Raw genomic sequence first — 20,776 nt, forward strand, 5'->3', positions numbered from 1 at the left:
TGCGTTTTAATTTAATATCATTTCTGCGTGCACACTGAGCATGTTGAAGTGAAAGCGAAAAAAAATATATATGAGCGATGTTTTAAAGCATGAATGTGGCATAGCAGTTATAAGACTTTTAAAACCACTGGAATATTATAAAGAAAAATACGGAAGTGCATTTTATGGTGTAAACAAGATGTACCTCATGATGGAGAAACAACACAATCGCGGTCAAGATGGTGCCGGTTTTGCAAGTATTAAATTAGATACAAAACCAGGCGAACGTTATATAAGTAGAATACGCTCTATAGCACAACAACCTATTCAAGATATTTTTGGTCAGATAAACGAAAGAATAAATAACACATTAACAGCACATCCGGAGTATACTAATAATGTTGCTTTACAAAAACAACATATTCCTTATATAGGAGAACTGTTATTGGGGCATGTTCGTTATGGTACTTTTGGTAAAAATAGTGTAGAAAGTGTACATCCTTTTTTAAGACAAAATAATTGGATGCATAGAAATTTAATAATGGCAGGAAACTTTAACATGACAAACGTTAAAGAACTTTTTTCCAATCTTATTGAATTAGGGCAGCATCCAAAAGAGTATACCGATACCATAACTATTATGGAGAAAATAGGTCATTTTTTAGATGATGCAGTAAGTAAAATTTACAAAGATTTAAAAAAAGAAGGCTATAATAAAAGAGAGGCTTCGCCGCTTATTGCAGAACGTCTTAAGGTAGGTAAAATATTAAAAAGGGCTGCAAAAAATTGGGATGGAGGTTACGCTATGGCGGGGCTTATTGGTCATGGAGATTCGTTTGTTTTAAGAGACCCTGCAGGCATTCGCCCGACATATTATTATAAAGATGATGAGGTGGTTGTCGTTGCATCAGAACGACCTGTTATTCAAACAGTTTTTAATGTAAACTTTGAAGATGTAAAAGAATTAGATCCAGGTCAAGCTATTATTATTAAAAAATCGGGCGAAGTACGCTTTAAACAAATATTAGAACCTTTAGAAAGAAAATCTTGTTCTTTTGAGCGCATTTATTTTTCTAGAGGGAGTGATGCCGAAATATATCAAGAACGTAAAATGCTTGGGAAACTGTTAATGCCTAAAGTTCTTGAAGCCATTAATAATGATACTAAGAACACGGTCTTTTCTTATATTCCCAATACGGCAGAGACATCATTTTTTGGTATGATTGAAACTGCTGAAGCTTATATAAACAAAAAGAAGACACGTGCTATTTTAAGTGGACAACGTTCATTATCGGCAGATAAAGTAACCGAAATCTTATCGGAACGTGCACGAATTGAAAAGATTGCTATAAAAGATGTTAAGCTTAGAACGTTTATTACAGAAGATAGTAGTCGTGATGATTTGGTGGCTCACGTTTACGATGTTACTTATGGCGTTATAAAACCAGAAGATAATTTGGTTATTATTGATGATAGTATTGTTAGAGGGACTACATTAAAAATGAGTATTTTAAAAATGCTTGACCGTTTAAACCCTAAAAAAATTATTGTGGTATCCTCTGCGCCACAAATTAGATACCCAGATTGTTATGGTATCGATATGGCCAACCTAGAAAGCTTAGTTGCTTTTAGAGCCGCTTTAGATTTATTAAAAGATGCAAACAAGTACCATATTGTAGAAGAGGTATATAATAAGTGTATGGGTCAAACAGATTTAGATGATAAACATGTGCAGAATTTTGTAAAAGAGATTTATGATCCTTTTACCGATGAGGAAATATCAGGAAAAATTTCTGAACTGTTAAGTGATGAAAGTGTTAAAGCTGAAGTTAAAATTATTTTTCAGCCAGTTGAAAATTTGCATAAAGCATGTCCTAATCATTTAGGGGATTGGTACTTTACAGGAAACTATCCTACCGTTGGAGGGAACAGAGTTGTAAACAGAGCATTCATCAATTTTTATGAAGGAAATAATGAAAGAGCTTATTAATTATTAATTTGTCAATTTTTTCTTCTTTTTTTGCTAAAAAATACATTTAATCCGAAAAATACGCTTTTTGTCTAAAAAATAATCAAAGTATCTAAAATACATATAAATTTGAATCACCATAACATAAGTAGGTTAAGTTCATGGTAGATTTGGGGCAAAAAAAGGTGAACATCTGTTCGCCTTTTTTTATGCAGTTTAGTTTCCTTTTGAGTCTGTTTTAAAATGTAAGTCTATTTTTTAAAAGTTACTTGTACCCTTTTTTGCTTTATAATGGTACTTAAAAGCCTTTAAGCCAATATATGAGCAGTTTAACTAAAATATTTTACCAATCTTTAGAAGAAAGATATATTTGAATCACCATAACATAAGTAGGTTAAGTTCATGGTAGATTTGGGGCAAAAAGGTGAACACTCGTTCACCTTTTTCATTTTACTTTTTTTAATAATCGATTCTATATCCGTTTCCAAATTGATAACTTAAAATAAAGCCATGTGTATTACCTAACGGAGCATTATTATTTGCGACATTATAACTGTAAATAAAACGTGCGTTTTTAAACAAATAAATACCAGCTAAAAAATTTAGAGAAGACCTGGATCTATATCCTGCTCCTACTTCAAACTTATTTTTAAAACTTACTGCTAAGTTTATATCGGCCTGTAATGGAGCCCCATCTTCATATTTTAATAGCACATTTGGTTTTATCATTATCTCCCGATAACGGTTATTAAAAAAACGATACCCAAAATAACCATAATAGGGATTTACAAGATTTAAATTAGCTTGAGAAGCTAATGACTCACCTAAAATATTTGGGGTTGAAATTCCTAAATAAAATGTAGAATAATTAAATAAAAAACTCAAACCTAAAGTTGGAATTGTGGCATTAATATTTTCAGCAAAAACATGATCATCTATAATTCTCAACTCTAATAAGTTATCCTGATATTGTTGTAGGCCTGCTGTGATTCCAAAGGAAAGTACTCCTGCTGTATAGTGTTGCCAATCTGGGCGGTTATTTTTCAGATCGAAGAATATTTTATAAGAATAAGCTCCAAAAAAATGAGAGGAAGTAGTAACGCCTATTTCATCTCGAATAATACCAACTCCAGCTCCCATTTTACCTCTGTTTAAAGCGCCATGCCCGCTAAATGAAAAGCTTTTAGGGCTTCCTTCAAATTGATTAAAGTAGCCCAAATTGCTTATAGACAATTCAGTGTTTTGAGTTAAACCTGCATATGCAGAATTTATAATAAACGGATTGTAATTGTATTCTGAAAACGATGGTGTTTGCTGACCAACACAAATGCTTGTTTTTAAAATAAAAAATAGTAAGACAGCCGCATAAGCGGTAAAGTTATTTTTTCTATTCATTATATTAACGCTTTAACACTAAAAATCCCTTTAGCTTTTTTAAGTTATGAGTTCCAGATATTTTAATATCAAAGAAATAAGTTCCGTCGGGTAATGTGCTTGCCCCCAAATTGGTAAGGTTATTAGCTTCCCCTCTAAATACATTAGTGGTATTATTATAATTTGGGATTGAAAAAACTAAATCCCCCCATCTATTATAGATATTCACAATATTTTGTGGACTATTTTCTATACCTCTTATCTCCCAAAAATCATTGATTCCGTCTCCATTAGGTGAAAGGCCATATTTTGACTCAGCTAAAGGTTCTGTTGTAAACGATTCTTCAGAACAGCCAATGGCATCTCCAACAGCATTGTAAGGAATTATAGTTACGTAGATCGTTGTGTTCTCTGGTAAGTCAGATAAATCAAATGTTAATAGGTTGCCTACATCTTCAGAATTTAAAATATCAGTAGCTCCCGATAAAGTTCCTATATTGATTCTATATCCTGTAGCATCTGCAACGGCATCCCAGTTAAGACTTGTATTTATTACAATATCCCTATCCCCATTTAGAGGACTTGTTAAACTTGTACAACTAGGAACAGTGGCAATAGTTTCCGTAGTAAAAGATTCCCTAGTACATCCTGTGGCATCCCCAACCGCATTATAAGGCGTAATGGAAACAAAGATGGTGGTGTTTTCCGGCAGGTCAGTTGTCGGATCGAAGGTAGTAACATTGCCTACATTCTGATCATCTGCAATATCGGTACCACCAGCAGTAGTTCCAACATTAATACGATAACCTGTAGCATTGGCAACGACATTCCAACTAAGGTTTGTGCCTACCGCTACATTCGTAGTGCTATTTAACGGGCTGATTAAAGAAGTGCAATTAGGAACAGTGGCAATAGTTTCCGTAGTGAAAGATTCCCTGGTACAACCCATGGCATCCCCAACCGCATTATAAGGTGTAATGGAAACAAAGATGGTGGTATTTTCCGGCAGGTCAGTTGTCGGATCGAATGTAGTAACATTGCCCACATCCTGATTATCTGCAATATCGGTACCACCTGCAGTAGTTCCAACATTAATTCTATACCCTGTAGCATTAACCCCCGCATTCCAATCTAAGTTCGAATTAACCGCCACACCTGTAGCATTGTTTAGCGGCATTGATAACGTGGTACAATTAGGAACAGTGGCAATAGTTTCCGTAGTGAAAGATTCCCTGGTACAACCCGTAGCATCCCCAACTGCATTATAAGGTGTAATGGAAACAAAGATGGTGGTATTTTCCGGTAAGTCAGTTGTCGGATCAAAGGTAGTAACATTGCCTACATCCTGATCATCTGCAATATCGGTACCACCAGCAGTAGTTCCAACATTAATTCTATACCCAGTAGCATTAACCCCCGCATTCCAATCTAAGTTCGAATTAACCGCCACACCTGTAGCATTGTTTAGTGGTATTGATAACGTGGTACAATTAGGAACAGTGGCAATAGTTTCCGTAGTGAAAGATTCCCTGGTACAACCCGTGGCATCCCCAACTGCATTATAAGGTGTAATGGAAACAAAGATGGTGGTATTTTCCGGTAAGTCAGCTGTCGGATCGAATGTAGTAACATTGCCTACATCTTGATCATCTGCAATATCGGTTCCCCCAGCAGTAGTACCAACATTAATACGGTAGCCTGTAGCATTGGCCACGGCATTCCAATCTAAGTTTGAATCAAGAGCCACATCCGTAGCATTGTTTAGCGGTGTTGATAACGTGGTGCAATTTGGAATAACTGCTAGAGAATTTCCTGTTCTAAAACTTTCTTCAGAACAACTTGTTGCATCTCCAGCGGCATTATAAGGCGTAATAGTCACAAAAATTAATCTATTAGGAGGTAAATCATCCGACAAATTATAGGTGGTTACATTACCAACGTCAATACTATTAAGAATCTCTATCCCACCTCCGGTAGTACCTACTGTTAGTAGATAACTTGTAGCGTCAGATATAGGATTCCAGCTAAGATTAGCATTAACAGGAACATCGGTAGCTCCGTTTAAAGGGTTTGTTAAACTTGTGCATGTTGGAGGAACCGGAATTAGTTCTGTAGTGAAACTTTCTTCAGTACATGAGGCTGCATCTCCAACAGTGTTATAAGGTGTAATGGTAACGAAAATAGTTGTATTCTCCGGAAGGTTAGCAGGAAGATCGTATATTGTTACATTACCAACATCCACATTATCTATAACGTCGTTATTTCCAAGGGTAGTACCTGCTGTAATACGATACCCATCAGCATTTACTATAGCTAACCATTCTAAATCTGAATCTACAGCTATATCGGTAGAACCATTTACAGGCAAGGTTAAGTTAGTACACTCCGGCACAGTTGGAGTCGCACTACTTGAAACCTGAAAACTTTCTTCTATACAAGCTGTAGCATCTCCCTCACTATTAAATGGTATTAATGCTACAAAAACTGTTTCACCTCCGGAAAAATCTGTAGCAAATTCATATGAAGTATCGGTTACGGTTTCATTATTTACAATGGTAACATTTCCCGGGTTAGTACGAACCGTAAGCCTGTAGCCTCTTGCATAAAGTGTAGGTTCCCAACTTAAATTAGTATTTACGGGAACATTTGTAGCGCCATTTAGAGGAGTAACAAGTTGGGTACATTCAGGAATAGGGCAATCCAACATGTCTCCTATAACAGACCAATTATAGGTGTCAATCATTGATTGTCTTTCTTCTAAGGCATCACAATACAACAACCCTTGAGCTCCTAAAGTAATTCCAGAGGTTAAGGCCTGTTCGGACCAAGTTATTAATGTGGTGTCATAGTTTTCTCTTGTCAATGCGGTATTATCTAACATATTTCTCATATCAGAAACTCCACTAACATTCCAGGTACTAAATTCTTGATTTAAACTGGTAGCATTATCAAACATTGAACGCATACTCACAGTACCTATGTTCCATTGATTCAAGGATTGGTTAAATGTTGTTGCATTTCTAAACATATAGTCCATATTTGATACTCCCGAAACTCGCCAGTTATTGATAGTTTGATCAAAGGCTGTAGCACCATCAAACATTTCTTGCATGGTTGTAACACCCCTTACATTCCAATTATAGAGTGGTTGATCAAAGGCTGTAGCACCATCAAACATTTGTTGCATGGTTGTAACAGAGGCAACGTTCCATGAATTCATAGGTTGATTATATGTAACCGCATCTTTAAACATGGCTTCCATGGTTCTAACAAAAGAAACATTCCAATTATCTACATTTTGATTAAAAACAGATGCTCCACTAAACATTTCTGCCATGGTTAAAACTTCACCTGTATTCCAATTACCTAATGGTTGATTAAAAGCTATGGCATCTTTAAACATAGCTTCCGTGGTTGTTACCGAAGCTATATTCCAATTTTCAATAGGATTATTAAATGCTTCAGCATCTTCAAACATCGAATCCATTAAAGTAACCGATGATACGTCCCATGTACTAATTGGGTGGTTAAATAGCAAGGCATTTTTAAACATAGAGGACATCGTTGCCACTGCACTTACATTCCATGCATCAAGAGGTTGATTAAAAGCCTGGGCACTTTCAAACATAGAAGTCATGTTTACGACAGAATTAACATCCCAATTATTTAAAGGTTGATTAAAAGCCATTGCATTTCTAAACATAGCTTCCATGTTGGTCACATTAGTAACATTCCAACTATCTATGTTTTGATTGAATACTGTTGCATTTTCAAACATAGATGTCATTACATTAACCGATGTTACGTTCCAATTATTAAGTGGTTGATTAAAGCTACTAGCATTTCTAAACATGTAACTCATATTTTGTGAAGCTTCTACATTCCAACTATTTATCAATTGGTTAAAAGCAATAGCATCATAAAACATAGCTTCCATATTTGTAACAGATGATACATCCCAATTTTCGATAGGATTATTAAATGCTTCAGCATCTCGAAACATACTTGCCATATTTGTTACATTGCTTACATTCCAAGAATTTATATTTTGATTGAAAACTATTCCATATTGAAACATCCCTGCCATATCTGTTACATTACCTACATCCCAAGTATCTAAAGGTTGATTGAAACTACGTGCCCCAAGAAACATACTTGCCATATTTGTTACACTGCTTACATCCCAACTATTTAAAGGTTGATTAAAATCTCCAGCGCCTTGGAACATGCTTTCCATATCATTGACATTGCTGACATCCCAAGAGTTAATATCACCATTAAAAAGGGAGGCATTATAGAACATTTCAGACATATTAGTAACTTGAGACAAATCCGGAAGATCAGTGGCATTATAGGTCATATTTTGACAATAATAAAAAGACCTCTCCATGGATTGCCATTGTTGTGTACCCCATTGGTCTATGGATAGCACTTTTCTGGAGTCTGAAAAAAAGTTACGAAAGTAATGTGCAGGATAATCCCCTATAATTGTTACGGTATAAATTCCAGGGGTGTTGTAGGTATGGGTTATGGTACTTGTTACGTTATTATTAAATTGATTATCTCCCCAATCTATTGAGAAATTGTATGACAATCCCGATCTGATTTCTATTTCTATTTGGTTTTCATCAGAACTCCATGTCTCTGCAATACGAGTATCATAAGTAAGTACAAAAGCATCAGGACTGTTTACCCAACTTTCAACCACTGTAAAACTCTCTTCAGTACATCCTGTTGCTGGTCCGGAAGCATTATAAGGCACAATGGTGACAAAAACCACATCTCCTGGAGTTAAATCAGATGTAAAATCAACACCAATAACATTACCAACATCCTCATCATTGTAAATAATTTGAGTTACACTTCCGTTTACTCTTCTAACACTTATTCTGTATCCCGTTGCTCCGGGTGTTGCTTCCCACATTAAATTGGTATTCGCCGGTACATTAGTATCTCCATCTATTGGAGAAACTAAAGACGTACAAAACACAAAAGGGCAGTTTACAATATCTCCGGTAATATCCCAATTAAAGTTATCGATAAGCTCTTGCCTCGCAAATCGGCCATCACAATAATTTAAATTGAGTGCTCCTAAAGATACGTTAGATCTTAATGATTGTGTTGCCCAACCTATTAAGGTGTTATCATAATTAGCTTGAGATAATCCTGAATCAGAAAGCATATTAGCCATGTTGCTAACGTTAGTAACATTCCAACTGCCTAAGTTTTGATTAAAAGTCGTAGCGTTTTGGAACATATTTGACATATTGGTGACACTACTTACATTCCAACCGTTTAATGGATGATTGAAGGCTGTAATATTACTACCATTGGTGCTAAACATTCTAGACATATTAGTAACATTACTTACATCCCAATCGTTTAATGGTTGATTGAAAACCAATGCCCTATAAAACATAGAACTCATATTGGTAACATTACTTACATCCCAATTGTTTAAAGGTTGATTGAAAACTAATGTTCCATAGAACATAGAGCCCATATTGGTGACACTACTTACATTCCAACTATTTAATGGTTGGTTAAAAACATCATTACTGTAGAACATGGATTCCATATTAGTGACATTGCTAACATCCCAAATACTAATATTCTGATTGAAGCTATCCGAATTTTCGAACATTCCTGACATATTGGTGACACCGCTTACATTCCAAACACTAATATCTTGATTGAAGCTATTCGAATTTTCGAACATTCCTGACATATTGGTGACACCACTTACATCCCAACTGTCTAGAGGTTGATTAAATGCTCTACTATCTCTAAACATATTACTCATTGAAGTAACTGATGATACATCCCAATTATTTAAAGGCTGGTTGAAAACACAACTCAAATAAAATCCATCAAACATACTGGACATATTGGTGACATTACTTACATCCCAATTGTTCAATGGTTGATTAAAAACCCTATTTCTTCGAAACATCCCAGACATATTAGTAACATTACTTACATCCCAGCCTTCTATATTTTGGTTAAATGCAGAACTTTGAAACATATAAGACATATCGGTTACGTTACTTGTATTCCAACTATTCAAAGGCTGATTAAATGTTGAAGTAGATGAAAACATAGAAAACATGTTTGTGACTTGACTTACATCCCAGTTATTTATATTCTGATTAAAGTTGCCAGCACCATTGAACATAGAAGACATATTGGTAACCAAAGCGGTATTCCAATTATCTAAGGGTTCGTTATATAAGCTAGTATTCCTAAAAGTTTCAGACATATCGGTTACATTACTTGTATTCCAAGTATCTAATGGTCTATTAAATACAGAAGCACCATAGAACATTCCTGAAATATCGGTTATAGTACTAACATCCCAGTTATTTATAATGCCATTAAATGAAGTGGCACTTCTAAACATATTTTTAAGGGTTGTTACTTGCGATAGGTCGGGGTTATCAATAGCATCAAAATTCAGGTTTTCACAACCATAAAAAGCATTTTCCATGGTTTGCCATTGGATACTTCCCCAAGCCAATATTTCAATAATTTTACTTTTATCGCCATCGTCATTAAAATAAATAGCAGGAAAGTTTCCGCTTATACTTATAGTATATCTTCCTGGAGTAGTGTACGTATGTGTAATATCTCCGGTTACATTATTGTCTATTGAGCTATCCCCCCAATCTACTGTATAGTTGTATACATAAGCAGGGTTTGTAGGAATGGTAATTTCGTTAAAAGCTGAAGTACCAGACTGCTCAGTATCCCAAATAGAATTAAATGTTTGTCCGAATAGATTATAACAGAATAAAATCAGAAGTATTGTTAGAGTATTTTTTATCATGATATGCTATCTTTTATGAGTCAAAAGGTGATAATCGATTATTAGCGTTACATTTTTTTTTGCTGTAAGACTTTGTCTAATAGCATGTGAATCTCTATACACCTATGTTTTATGGGTGTAACGGATTAATGCGCTAAAAATGCTTAGCTCAAGTAGTTAATTCTAAAAATTAAAAGTTCGCATCTAAAATCACTGTGAATTTCGATGCATTAAATGAATTGAAGAAGAGGAATTTATTTTTCATAGTCTAGATTTTGATTTGGGGAATTTCTTTAGTTACAAATTTTTAACAAACAAAAAATCATATATAAATTTCATTTTAAAAAAAGGAATTGATGCATCATAAATAGTTGAAAAACAAATTTTAACAAACAAAAAGAATTATTTACACACAAAATAATATGTATAAAAAACCTACATTTTTATTAAAAAACGCTTAAAAAATTATACAATGTTAATAAAGAAGCAATTAGTTAGATGTGATTCCACAAGTTGTAATTTTAAATTTTTAAAAAACTAATATTTCTTTTTTTGTTATTATATTGAATATCATAAGACAAAGGTGCACCATCATAAACATTATGGAAACATCTTTTTCAGTGAAAAAAAATACCCTGAAAACGGGGTATGTAAAACCAAAAAATAGTGTATCAAACTTTAGAAGTACAAGTACTTAATTCATTAAAGAAGCAAAAAAACTTGTTAATGGATTATAAACAGCTTAGAGTCGCTCATCGTTTCAAATATGGATGAAGGTGTAAAGACTATTTAATATAAGTGGATATTTAGAAGTGAAACCACTTCTAAAAAAATTAAAGTATAAAAGTAAGAATCCCTTAATCCAAATACTTCATTTTTATAGCATATTTAGTTAATCCTGCTAAGTTTCTTACCCCCAATTTAGCAATCAAATTTTTCCTATAGCTTTCAATAGTATGTTTACTTAAAAATAAGCTATCTGCTATTTCCTGGGTAGTAAACTCTTTTGCTATTAAAGTAATCACATCTATTTCACGTTGTGTTAATTTGATGTTTTCTTCTTTCTTTTTAGAAAATTTATTTTCCATATAGATATCTGTTATCTCTCTCGAAAAATATTTGTCTCCTTTTAAAATAGTTTCTATTGCTTTGAGTAATTCTTTTTTTTCAGCATTTTTAGGCACATAACCATCTACGTCACTTTCAATAAGTGTATCAATCATATCGGGATTAGTATGCATACTAACGGCAAGAATTTTAAGATTACTATTCTTTTCTTTCAACGTTTTAGTCAATGTGATTCCATCCATTTCTGGCATGGTAATATCTGTAATAACTAAATCTATTTGCTCGTTACTATTAATATCTATATACTTGACAACTTGAGTTCCATTTTTTGCAGTTAACAAGATATTATACGCTTCTTCAGATTCAAAAATACTTAACAAACCATCTAAAAACATTTTATGGTCATCTGCAATAATTAAATTATATTTCATTGTTTATGGGGTTTCAAATTGAAAATTTCAATACTTATTATAGTACCTATTTTAGGATTGGAGTCTATATTTAAAATTCCGGATATTTTTTTCAATCGGCTTTTCATATTTTTAAAACCAATTCCGTTGGTTTCTTTTTTAACATTAAACCCAATTCCATTATCTTCAAAAATAATTCCGAGTATGTTGTCTATTAAATTAATCTGAATATTAATCGAGCTTGCTTTAGCATGTTTAATAGTATTGGTTATTAGTTCTTGAATAATTTTAAAAACTTCAGCTTGTAAACCCTTATTTAGAAGATCAATTTCTTCAACCGGATATGCACTCAAATTTGAAGAAATAGAACTTCCTTCTAAAATATTATTAAGATACTCTTTGAGAATATTACAAAAATTATTTTCACTAAATTTTTTAGGAATTAAATTATGCGATAAGTTCCGAACTTGCCTATAAGTATCATCTATTTGATGGTTAATTGAAGCTAAATCACTTGAATCCGAATTATTTAATCGTAACTTAATACCTGCTAAATTACCGCCAATACTATCATGTAGTTCTTGAGCAATACGTTTCCGTTCATTATTCTGACCTTTTATAGACGCTTTTACTAACTTGAGTTCTTGGTCTTTTAAAATAGAGGCTATTTTTTGCTCATTAACTTCTTCTTGCTTTTTATTTAGCTCGTGCTGTGCTTTTAATTTTAGGTAGTATGTATATAGTAATCCTATAATTGGTATTAAAAAGATAAGAAAAGAATATAGAATTATATTTTTAATACTTCTTTGCCTAGTTGTCTCTGCTTGTTGAATTAAAAATTGAGCTTCTTTAATATCTTGATTTTTTCTGAGTAACCTATTTTCATTATTTGTTTTTTCTGTAGCATTTTGGAAAGATAATAACTCATTTTCATTCTCTTTTTTTTCTATTTCTCTTTGTAGCTCCAAATTTTGAATAGTCTCCTTCTGATTTGCTAATTCTAAATCTTGATTGACTTTTTCTACTTGTAGAATACTAATTTCTTTTTCTTTTTGAAGTGTTTGATACTTAACTTCTAGTTCATTAATCTCTTTATTTCTCTGAAGTTGACCAATAGAATCCTTTATAGTAAAGTATTGTGAAGAAAAATAATAAGCCTTTTCATAATTAGACTCATTTATTGCTATTTTTTTCAGGTTTTCATAAAGAATTAACTGTTGATCTAGATACCCTAAATCAATTGCACTTGATAAAGCCAGGGAATAAATTAATTCTGCATCATGATTTTTTTTTTTATCAATCAAGATACTGCCTATATTCATTTCGGCGTTTAGCCTTTCTTTATGAAACTTATGTTTATTTGCTATTTCTATAACCCTTTCATAAAGTACTAAAGCTTCATCTGTTTTATTAACAGCTTGAGCGTTAGATGCTAAAATCGACAAAATAGTAGCTTCAGCAGAAGTAAACTGTGCTTTTTTGGCTAGTTTAAGCCCTTTTTTTAAATACAGATCTGAAGTTTCAAAATCGTTATTTTCAGAATAAATCTGACCTATATTAATATAGCTACCCATGGTTAGTTCTAAGTCCTTTTTATACAATAAACACTCTTTAAAAAGTTGCAAAGCTTGCTTTAAATCTCCTAATGCCACATAATTTACCGCAAGCCCATGCAAATGTGTATAATAATTTTCCTCGTCGTTGTATTTTTTAGCTAACGTAATCCCTTTTTGATGCCATTTTTTACTTTCTTCAACTAAGCCTTTGGTGTTGTAATTAATAGCTAATAAATTATAAGCTATTGTTTTTCTTCTACAGATTAGCGAGTCACCACCTACTGTATTTAATTTCATAAATTCTTTGACATAAAAATTAGAAGAATCTGTTAACCGCCTATTTCTAAAATAATATGCTAATAATGAATTAGCATTGATTTTAGCGTAATGTGTATGTGCTTTTTTTCGTAATTGATGCCCAATAACATATACCTTTTCATCACCTCTATTCAATCTAACAAAAGCATCAATTATTTGTTCTTTTTCTTTAGATGCTAAATCTACATCTATTTTAGAAGAAGTATTTGAGCCATTAACCTGAGCTACTATCGTAGTTGAAAATAGTAGCAGCATTTGCAAAAACAGATTATAAAATGACTTTAACATAACAGGTAAGTATTTTAAATAACACTCAAAAAAACAACTTTAAATTTTAATATAAAAAAACACGTTCTTAAAAAGAATGTGTTTTTTAATTTTTGAAACTTTTTTACAATCTTTTCTTTAAATCTTAGATGGTTTTAGCCATCACCACAACCGGATTTTATTGGTGCAGCAACCTGTGCTAAAAACGTTCCTTTTACTTCTCCTCTTTTATAAGTTGTGAACCCTATTCGATATAAACCAACAGTTAACGCTTTCTCTGGATTACTAGCTTCACTTTTATACCTTAACAACGAGTTATAATTATTACCACTTGGTTGCTTTGGCATTTCACCACTATCATCATTACGCTCTAACACAGGCCATTTAGCACTCTTTACAGCAGCTTCACTAATTTTATCTTTGCTAAAAATATCCGACGCTCTAAAGTAATATATGTATCAAAATACTCACTTGAAATTGTATTATCTGTATAGGCTTTAGACTTTGTAGCGTTTTTAATTTTAGTTTTTCCAACTGGAGACATCATTCTTATCCCTAACTCTGGAGCTACTGCGGGTAGCCATGCATAGATATAATAAAACTTCTTACCATTTTTTGTTTCATCTTCATTACCAGGAGCTGCATATCCTAAATATGACACCATGTCTGTGTAAGGAACTTTTATAGTTTTTGGTCCTATTTTCTTTTCAGTTAAGCCTCCAAATTTTGATAATTTTTGAGCACTTAAAGTTGAGATACTAATGATAGCTAATAATGCTATTACAAATACATTTTTGTTTTCATTCTTGTTTTTATTGATTAATATTTTTGATTATAAAAATTAGATATACATGAAAGAAGCGACAATCATCCAAGCTCCAACAAATAATCCAACCACTCCTAGTATTCCTTGTTTAGGAGCTAATTTTTCTCTCATTTTGTTTGCTTTTTCTTTTGCTGCTTCATTTTTAGACAAAATAAACTTATTGATTAAGCCAAAGCCTAACATAAATCCTAAAACAGCTTCAACTGCATTTCCTGCTAATAATGTAATCCACCATACTGGGTTAGTTGTAAGCCAACCGATATTTAAAACAGCTGAAATAACGCCCCAAATGCCCCAACAAAAGAAACCAAAACCAATCCAACCTTGATAAGGTTCAATTTTTTCTAAAAGCTCTTTTGCATTTGGTTTCTTTGAAAGAAGTAAAGATGGTACTGCGATAATACTTAATAAGATTAAGGTAATTCCCCAAGTCATAATTTTAAATTTTTAAAAGGTTAATATTTTTTTTATTGGTATTCTATAAAATATCATGAGGCAAAGATGCATTAGGACAAACACTTAAGAAACATCTTTTTCAGTGAAAAAGAACATCCTGTAAACAGGGGTTAGCAAAACTTTTAAAAACATACAAAAAATATTTATCTAATTTATTATCAATGAATTAAAAATATTAACCAGGTATTTGAAGCATAAAAAAACGCCTGATAAATTTTATCAGACGTTTTAATTGTATTACAGGAAATCTTATTTCGCTTCAGCGTAGCGTCTTTCAACTTCGTTCCAGTTAATAACATTAAAAAATGCATTAATGTAATCTGGACGTCTGTTTTGATAATTTAAATAATAAGCGTGTTCCCATACATCAATACCTAAAATTGGTGTACCGCCACAACCAACTCCTGGCATTAACGGATTATCTTGATTCGGAGAAGAACAAACTTCTACTTTACCTCCTTTGTGAACACACAACCAAGCCCAACCTGAACCAAAACGAGTTGCCGCCGCTTTAGCAAAAGCATCTTTAAATGCATCAACAGAACCATAAGCATCTTCGATAGCATCTTTTAATGCTCCAGATAGATATCCTTTTCCTTCAGGATTCATAACTTCCCAAAATAATGAGTGATTGTAAAAACCACCACCATTATTTCTCACTGCGCCATTATTCAAATCTAAATTTTCAAGTATATCTTCAATAGACTTTCCTTCTAAATCTGTTCCGGCAATGGCATTATTTAAATTGTTTGTATATCCTTGATGATGTTTAGAATGGTGTATCTCCATAGTACGTGCATCAATGTGAGGTTCTAATGCATCATACGCATATCCTAATTTCGGTAATTCGAAAGCCATAGTTATTAGTTTTAAAATATTAATATTTAATTTCTTTCAAAATTACATATAAAACGGGTTAATTAAAAATAATAAATTGTTATGAAACCATTGATAGTTTTTATCTTGTATCCAAAAATTATAATTCATGAGTCAAAGCCATTCTTTTACTATTTATAATGCTTCTGCTGGCAGTGGAAAAACATTTACACTTGTAAAAGAGTATTTAAAAATTTTGTTTCAATCCAACAACCTAGAGCATTTTAAACGCATTTTAGCTATTACGTTTACTAATAAGGCGGTTGCCGAAATGAAAGACCGGATTATTGAAACACTCAAACAGTTTTCTAACAAAACCATATTAAACACACCTAATAGTATGTTTAAGGCTATTTGTGAAGAGTTGCAAATGGATCCAAATGTGCTTCACAGGAAATCGGAAAAACTATTAAATACTATTATTCATAATTATGCGGCGTTTGATATTTCTACTATTGATGGTTTTACCCATAAACTTATTCGAACTTTTGCTTACGATTTAAGGTTGCCTTTAAATTTTGAAGTAGAGTTAGATCAAGATGCTTTATTAAACGAAGCTGTTAATAGCTTAATTGAAAAAGCAGGAACAAATGATGCGTTAACTAAAACACTTATTGATTTTGCTATTGAAAAAGCTGACGATGACAAAAGTTGGGATGTGTCTTTCGATTTTAATAAAATAGCTAAGCTTTTGGTTAATGAAAATGATATGCCTTTTATAGAAACGTTAAAAGATAAAACGTTAGACGATTTTAAAGCACTTAAAACACAATTAAAAAAGGAACTGATTTCTTTAGAAAATAACATCATTCAAAAAGCTCAAAATATATTAACTTTAATTGAAGAGGCTGGTTTAGAATTTAATGATTTTTCGGGAGGCTATTTGCCGAAGCATTTTAAAAACTTAACCGATAAAAAATTTGATCTAAATTTTGACACCAAATGGCAGGAGGATATTGAAACTAAAACATTATACCCTAAACGCGTTACAGATACTATAGCATCTGTAATAGAAGAAATACAACCACAAATAGCTACCAGTTTTTACGAAACCAAACAAATGGCTTTTCATCTTAAATTCTTAAAAGCATTTTATAAAAATATAACTCCTCTTTCTGTTTTAAATGCTATTAATAATGAATTAAAGTCGCTTAAAGAAACACAAAATAAAATGCTTATTTCGGAATTTAATACCATTATTAGTAAAGAAATAAGAAACCAACCCACACCTTTTATATATGAACGTATTGGTGAAAAATTCAATCATTATTTTATTGATGAGTTTCAGGATACATCGGTGATGCAATGGGAGAATTTAATTCCACTTTTAGGAAACGCTCTATCTACCAATACGGGAAATACTATGTTAGTTGGTGATGCAAAACAAGCTATTTATCGTTGGCGTGGTGGAAAAGCAGAACAGTTTATTGGATTGTTCAATGATGAAAATCCGTTTCATATAAAAAAACATGTCGAAAACCTCCCAACAAATTACAGAAGTTTTAAAACTATAGTAAATTTTAATAATGACTTTTTTAATTATCTGTCAAATCAGCTTTTTAGCAAAAAAGACTATAAAGACCTTTATAAAAATGCCCATCAAAATACTTTTTTAGAAGATACCGGTTATGTCGAATTATCTTTTTTAGATATTGATAAGGATGATAATAGAGACGAGCTATTTTCTAAGAATGTTTTAAAAACGATTAATGAGTGTTTAAAAAATGGATTTAGGTTAGAAGATATTTGTGTTCTGGTTCGTAAGAAAAAAGAAGGCGTTACGATTGCTAATTACCTAAGCCAACATGATATTCCTATAATTTCATCAGAAACGTTATTAATCAATAATTCAATGGAAGTTGGTTTTATAAATAATGTTTTAGAGCTTTTAATTCAGCCAAAAAATAATGAAATAAAAATACAGGTTTTAAATTATTTAACCTCGCTTTTTAATATTGAAGATAAGCATGAGTTCTTTTCAAAACATATCAATTTACCAGTGTCAAATCTATTCAAAAGTTTAGAAGCATATCAGATATTTATAAACAGCGATTTATTATTAGAACTTCCTCTTTACGATTTGGCAGAAACGATTGTACGAGATTTTAATTTGGTTGCATCTTCGAATGCTTACATACAATTTTACTTAGATATTGTTTTAGACTTTTCGCAAAAAAAAGGATCGGATATTTCAGGGTTTTTGGAATATTTTGATAAGAAAAAGGAAAACTTAAGTATTGTGTCTCCTAAAGGGCAAAATGCTGTTCAAATAATGACCATTCATAAATCTAAAGGTCTGGAGTTTCCTGTGGTTATTTTTCCATATGCCGATTTAGATATTTATAGAGAATTAGACCCAAAAGAATGGTTTGGAATAAATAAAGAAAAGTATGCAGGTTTTACACATACGTTATTAAACTATAGTAAAGATTTTGAGTATTATGGAGAAGAGGGACAACGTATTTATAATAACCATCAATCTGAACAGGAATTAGATAACATCAATTTACTATACGTTACTTTAACACGTGCTGTAGAGCAATTGTATGTTATTTCAAAAAAAGATATATCTTCAAAAGGCGTCTCTAATAATAAAAGATATTCGGGATTATTTATAAACTATCTGCAACACTTAGATCTTTGGAACGATTCTCAATCAACATACAGTTTTGGTCATTCTATAAGAACCAGCGAAAGTGATACTATTACAAAAGAAGCCAAGATTCAACAAGAATTTATTACTACAGCAAAAGATACTCATAGTATAAAGGTTGTAACCAAATCTGGTCTTCTCTGGGATACCAATCAACAAGAAGCTATTGAAAAAGGAAACCTTATTCATAACATCATGTCTCAAATTAAAACAAAAGATGATATTAATTCCGTTATAAATGATTTTGTAAATGCTTCTTTAATAACAAAAGAGCAAACCATCGAGTTAAAACAAATAGTAACTAAAATTATTGAGCACCCAAAATTAGAAAGCTATTATAGTTCAAAGTATACCATATATAACGAAAGAGATATTATTACCAAAGAGGGGATTATTTTAAGACCGGACAGATTGGTTATAGACTCTAAAAATGAAGCTGTAATTATAGATTATAAAACGGGCATTGAAGATAAAAAACATTGGCAACAATTACAATCATACCAAGATGTTTTAGAAGATATGAAAATAACAACAAGAAAGAAAATTCTTATATATATAGACGAAAATATTGAAATAAAAGAGGTGTAAACTTAAGAAAAATATCATTTTATGTACAAAAAGGAGGGAATATACGTACAGTTATTCAATAACCATGCAAAAATCCATTGAGATAGTGCTATTATTGCATTTAGTAAAATAAAAAAAGCTTCAAATATTATCTAAAACCGTTCTGAACTATTGATGAATAAACGAAGTGTACTATTTTTTTATATATTTGTCTTTGTTAATAAAATTTAACAACTTACTTTTGTTTACAATTAACACTTAAAAATTAAACTTTTGAATATGAAAAATCTTAGCAGATTATTGTTCGCTATGTTGCTTATACTTGGTTATAGCAATGCTGACGCGCAAGACAAAAACAACCCATGGCAAATTACCATTGGGGCAAACGCAGTTGATGCTTACCCTTCTGGTGACGGAGCTCCTTTTAGTGAAGGAATTTTTGATAAATACTTTGATGTAAGCGATCACTGGAATATTTTACCTTCATTATCAACGATCTCTGTATCTAAATATATAGGTGATGGTTTCTCTTTTGGAATTGCAGGTTCTTTAAATAAAATAGAAAACAGAGGTGATCAAGAAGTAGATGATTTATCTTATTATGGTGCAGATGGTACTATTAAATATAGCGTTGGTGAAGTATTAGACTGGAACACTTTCGAGCCTTATTTAGGTGTTGGTGGTGGTTACACTTGGGTAGACGATCTTGGAGCTGGAACTTTAAATGGAACTTTAGGTTTCAATCTTTGGTTTACAGAAAATATCGGTTTAACTGTACAGTCTGCATACAAACATGCATTTGAAGATTATTTAGATACACACTTCCAACATACAGCTGGTATCTCTATCAAATTTGGTGGAGCTGATACAGATGGTGATGGTATTTATGACAAAGATGATGCTTGTCCAGATGTTCCTGGTTTAGAGGCTTTCAATGGTTGTCCTGATACAGATGGTGATGGTATTGAAGACAGTAAAGATTCTTGTCCAGACGAAGCTGGTTTAGCTGAGTTTGACGGATGTCCTGATACTGATAGTGATGGTATTGCCGATAAAGATGATAACTGTCCTACAGTTGCTGGATTAAAAGCTTTAGCTGGTTGTCCAGATGCTGATGGTGATGGTGTAAGAGATTCTGATGATAAATGTCCTAACACTGCAGGTGCACCAGCAAATAATGGTTGCCCTTGGCCAGATACTGATGGTGACGGTGTTTTAGACAAAGATGACAAATGTCCAGATGTTGTAGGTACTGTTGCTAACAATGGTTGTCCTGAAGTAACTGAAGAAGTTCAAAAAACTTTAAATGAGTATGCTAAAACTATCTTATTTGATACAGGAAGATCAACTATTAAAACACAATCTGAAGCTGTTTTAAAAGATATTATTGCTATCTTAAATGAGTATAGTACTGCAACATTTACTATTGAAGGTCATACAGATAGTACTGGTAGAGCTTCTACTAACCAAAAATTATCTGAGGCTAGAGCTAACTCTGTAAAAGATTACTTAGTAGCTAATGGAATTAACTCTTCAAGATTATCTGCTGTTGGTTATGGGAAAGATAGACCAATCGATTCTAACAAAACTAGAAAAGGTAGAGCTAATAACAGAAGAGTTGAGATCAACTTAATAAAATAAGAAACTATCAA

Annotated in this window: 9 protein-coding genes and 1 pseudogene; 3 read left to right on the top strand and 7 right to left on the bottom strand. The window is 32.3% G+C overall.

Annotated elements, in window-relative coordinates:
* Nucleotides 1–70: 70 nt before the first annotated feature.
* A complete protein-coding gene (locus tag Q4Q35_RS06165; protein ID WP_303277073.1) occupies nucleotides 71–1,969 on the top strand; it encodes an amidophosphoribosyltransferase in 1,899 nt (632 codons plus the stop codon).
* Between the two features lie 438 nt (nucleotides 1,970–2,407).
* Here the strand turns inward: Q4Q35_RS06165 and Q4Q35_RS06170 are convergent, their stop codons facing one another.
* The 7 genes and pseudogenes from Q4Q35_RS06170 to Q4Q35_RS06205 form a co-directional block, all read right to left on the bottom strand.
* Nucleotides 2,408–3,343 carry a PorP/SprF family type IX secretion system membrane protein gene (locus Q4Q35_RS06170; protein WP_303277074.1) on the bottom strand — a complete coding sequence of 312 codons (936 nt, stop codon included), beginning with the start codon at nucleotides 3,341–3,343 and terminating at the stop codon, nucleotides 2,408–2,410.
* A 4-nt stretch (nucleotides 3,344–3,347) separates the two neighbouring features.
* Nucleotides 3,348–10,148, bottom strand: coding sequence for a BspA family leucine-rich repeat surface protein (locus Q4Q35_RS06175; RefSeq protein WP_303277075.1), 6,801 nt, complete (start codon nucleotides 10,146–10,148; stop codon nucleotides 3,348–3,350).
* 836 nt (nucleotides 10,149–10,984) lie between these two features.
* Nucleotides 10,985–11,626 carry a response regulator transcription factor gene (locus tag Q4Q35_RS06180; protein ID WP_303277076.1) on the bottom strand — a complete coding sequence of 214 codons (642 nt, stop codon included), beginning with the start codon at nucleotides 11,624–11,626 and terminating at the stop codon, nucleotides 10,985–10,987.
* Nucleotides 11,623–13,767 carry a tetratricopeptide repeat-containing sensor histidine kinase gene (locus tag Q4Q35_RS06185; protein WP_303277077.1) on the bottom strand — a complete coding sequence of 715 codons (2,145 nt, stop codon included), beginning with the start codon at nucleotides 13,765–13,767 and terminating at the stop codon, nucleotides 11,623–11,625. The genes Q4Q35_RS06180 and Q4Q35_RS06185 overlap by 4 nt, the downstream gene beginning before the upstream one ends.
* A gap of 134 nt (nucleotides 13,768–13,901) precedes the next feature.
* Nucleotides 13,902–14,410, bottom strand: a pseudogene (locus Q4Q35_RS22365) (LipL32 family surface lipoprotein).
* A 177-nt stretch (nucleotides 14,411–14,587) separates the two neighbouring features.
* Nucleotides 14,588–15,007 (bottom strand): hypothetical protein, encoded by a 420-nt coding sequence (locus Q4Q35_RS06200; RefSeq protein ID WP_303277078.1) that lies wholly within the window; start codon nucleotides 15,005–15,007, stop codon nucleotides 14,588–14,590.
* A gap of 270 nt (nucleotides 15,008–15,277) precedes the next feature.
* Nucleotides 15,278–15,886: a superoxide dismutase gene (locus Q4Q35_RS06205; protein WP_303277079.1), complete on the bottom strand. Its 609-nt coding sequence runs from the start codon at nucleotides 15,884–15,886 to the stop codon at nucleotides 15,278–15,280.
* Between the two features lie 127 nt (nucleotides 15,887–16,013).
* On the opposite strand from Q4Q35_RS06205, the gene Q4Q35_RS06210 reads away from it, so the two are divergent.
* The gene (locus Q4Q35_RS06210; protein ID WP_303277080.1) at nucleotides 16,014–19,145 is read left to right on the top strand and encodes a UvrD-helicase domain-containing protein; all 3,132 of its coding nucleotides are present in this window, start codon (nucleotides 16,014–16,016) and stop codon (nucleotides 19,143–19,145) included.
* Between the two features lie 258 nt (nucleotides 19,146–19,403).
* A complete protein-coding gene (locus Q4Q35_RS06215) occupies nucleotides 19,404–20,765 on the top strand; it encodes an OmpA family protein (protein ID WP_303277081.1) in 1,362 nt (453 codons plus the stop codon).
* The last annotated feature ends 11 nt before the right edge of the window (nucleotides 20,766–20,776 follow it).

This window comes from Flavivirga aquimarina (assembly GCF_030540835.1).
Classification (GTDB): Bacteria; Bacteroidota; Bacteroidia; order Flavobacteriales; family Flavobacteriaceae; genus Flavivirga; species Flavivirga aquimarina.

What these genes read in the sequence shown, in the direction of transcription:
- Q4Q35_RS06185 (WP_303277077.1), bottom strand. Translation starts at nt 13,767, where the DNA reads ATGTTAAAGTCATTTTATAATCTGTTTTTGCAAATGCTGCTACTATTT.
- Q4Q35_RS06210 (WP_303277080.1), top strand. Translation starts at nt 16,014, where the DNA reads ATGAGTCAAAGCCATTCTTTTACTATTTATAATGCTTCTGCTGGCAGT.
- Q4Q35_RS06175 (WP_303277075.1), bottom strand. Translation starts at nt 10,148, where the DNA reads ATGATAAAAAATACTCTAACAATACTTCTGATTTTATTCTGTTATAAT.
- Q4Q35_RS06170 (WP_303277074.1), bottom strand. Translation starts at nt 3,343, where the DNA reads ATGAATAGAAAAAATAACTTTACCGCTTATGCGGCTGTCTTACTATTT.
- Q4Q35_RS06200 (WP_303277078.1), bottom strand. Translation starts at nt 15,007, where the DNA reads ATGACTTGGGGAATTACCTTAATCTTATTAAGTATTATCGCAGTACCA.
- Q4Q35_RS06165 (WP_303277073.1), top strand. Translation starts at nt 71, where the DNA reads ATGAGCGATGTTTTAAAGCATGAATGTGGCATAGCAGTTATAAGACTT.
- Q4Q35_RS06205 (WP_303277079.1), bottom strand. Translation starts at nt 15,886, where the DNA reads ATGGCTTTCGAATTACCGAAATTAGGATATGCGTATGATGCATTAGAA.
- Q4Q35_RS06215 (WP_303277081.1), top strand. Translation starts at nt 19,404, where the DNA reads ATGAAAAATCTTAGCAGATTATTGTTCGCTATGTTGCTTATACTTGGT.
- Q4Q35_RS06180 (WP_303277076.1), bottom strand. Translation starts at nt 11,626, where the DNA reads ATGAAATATAATTTAATTATTGCAGATGACCATAAAATGTTTTTAGAT.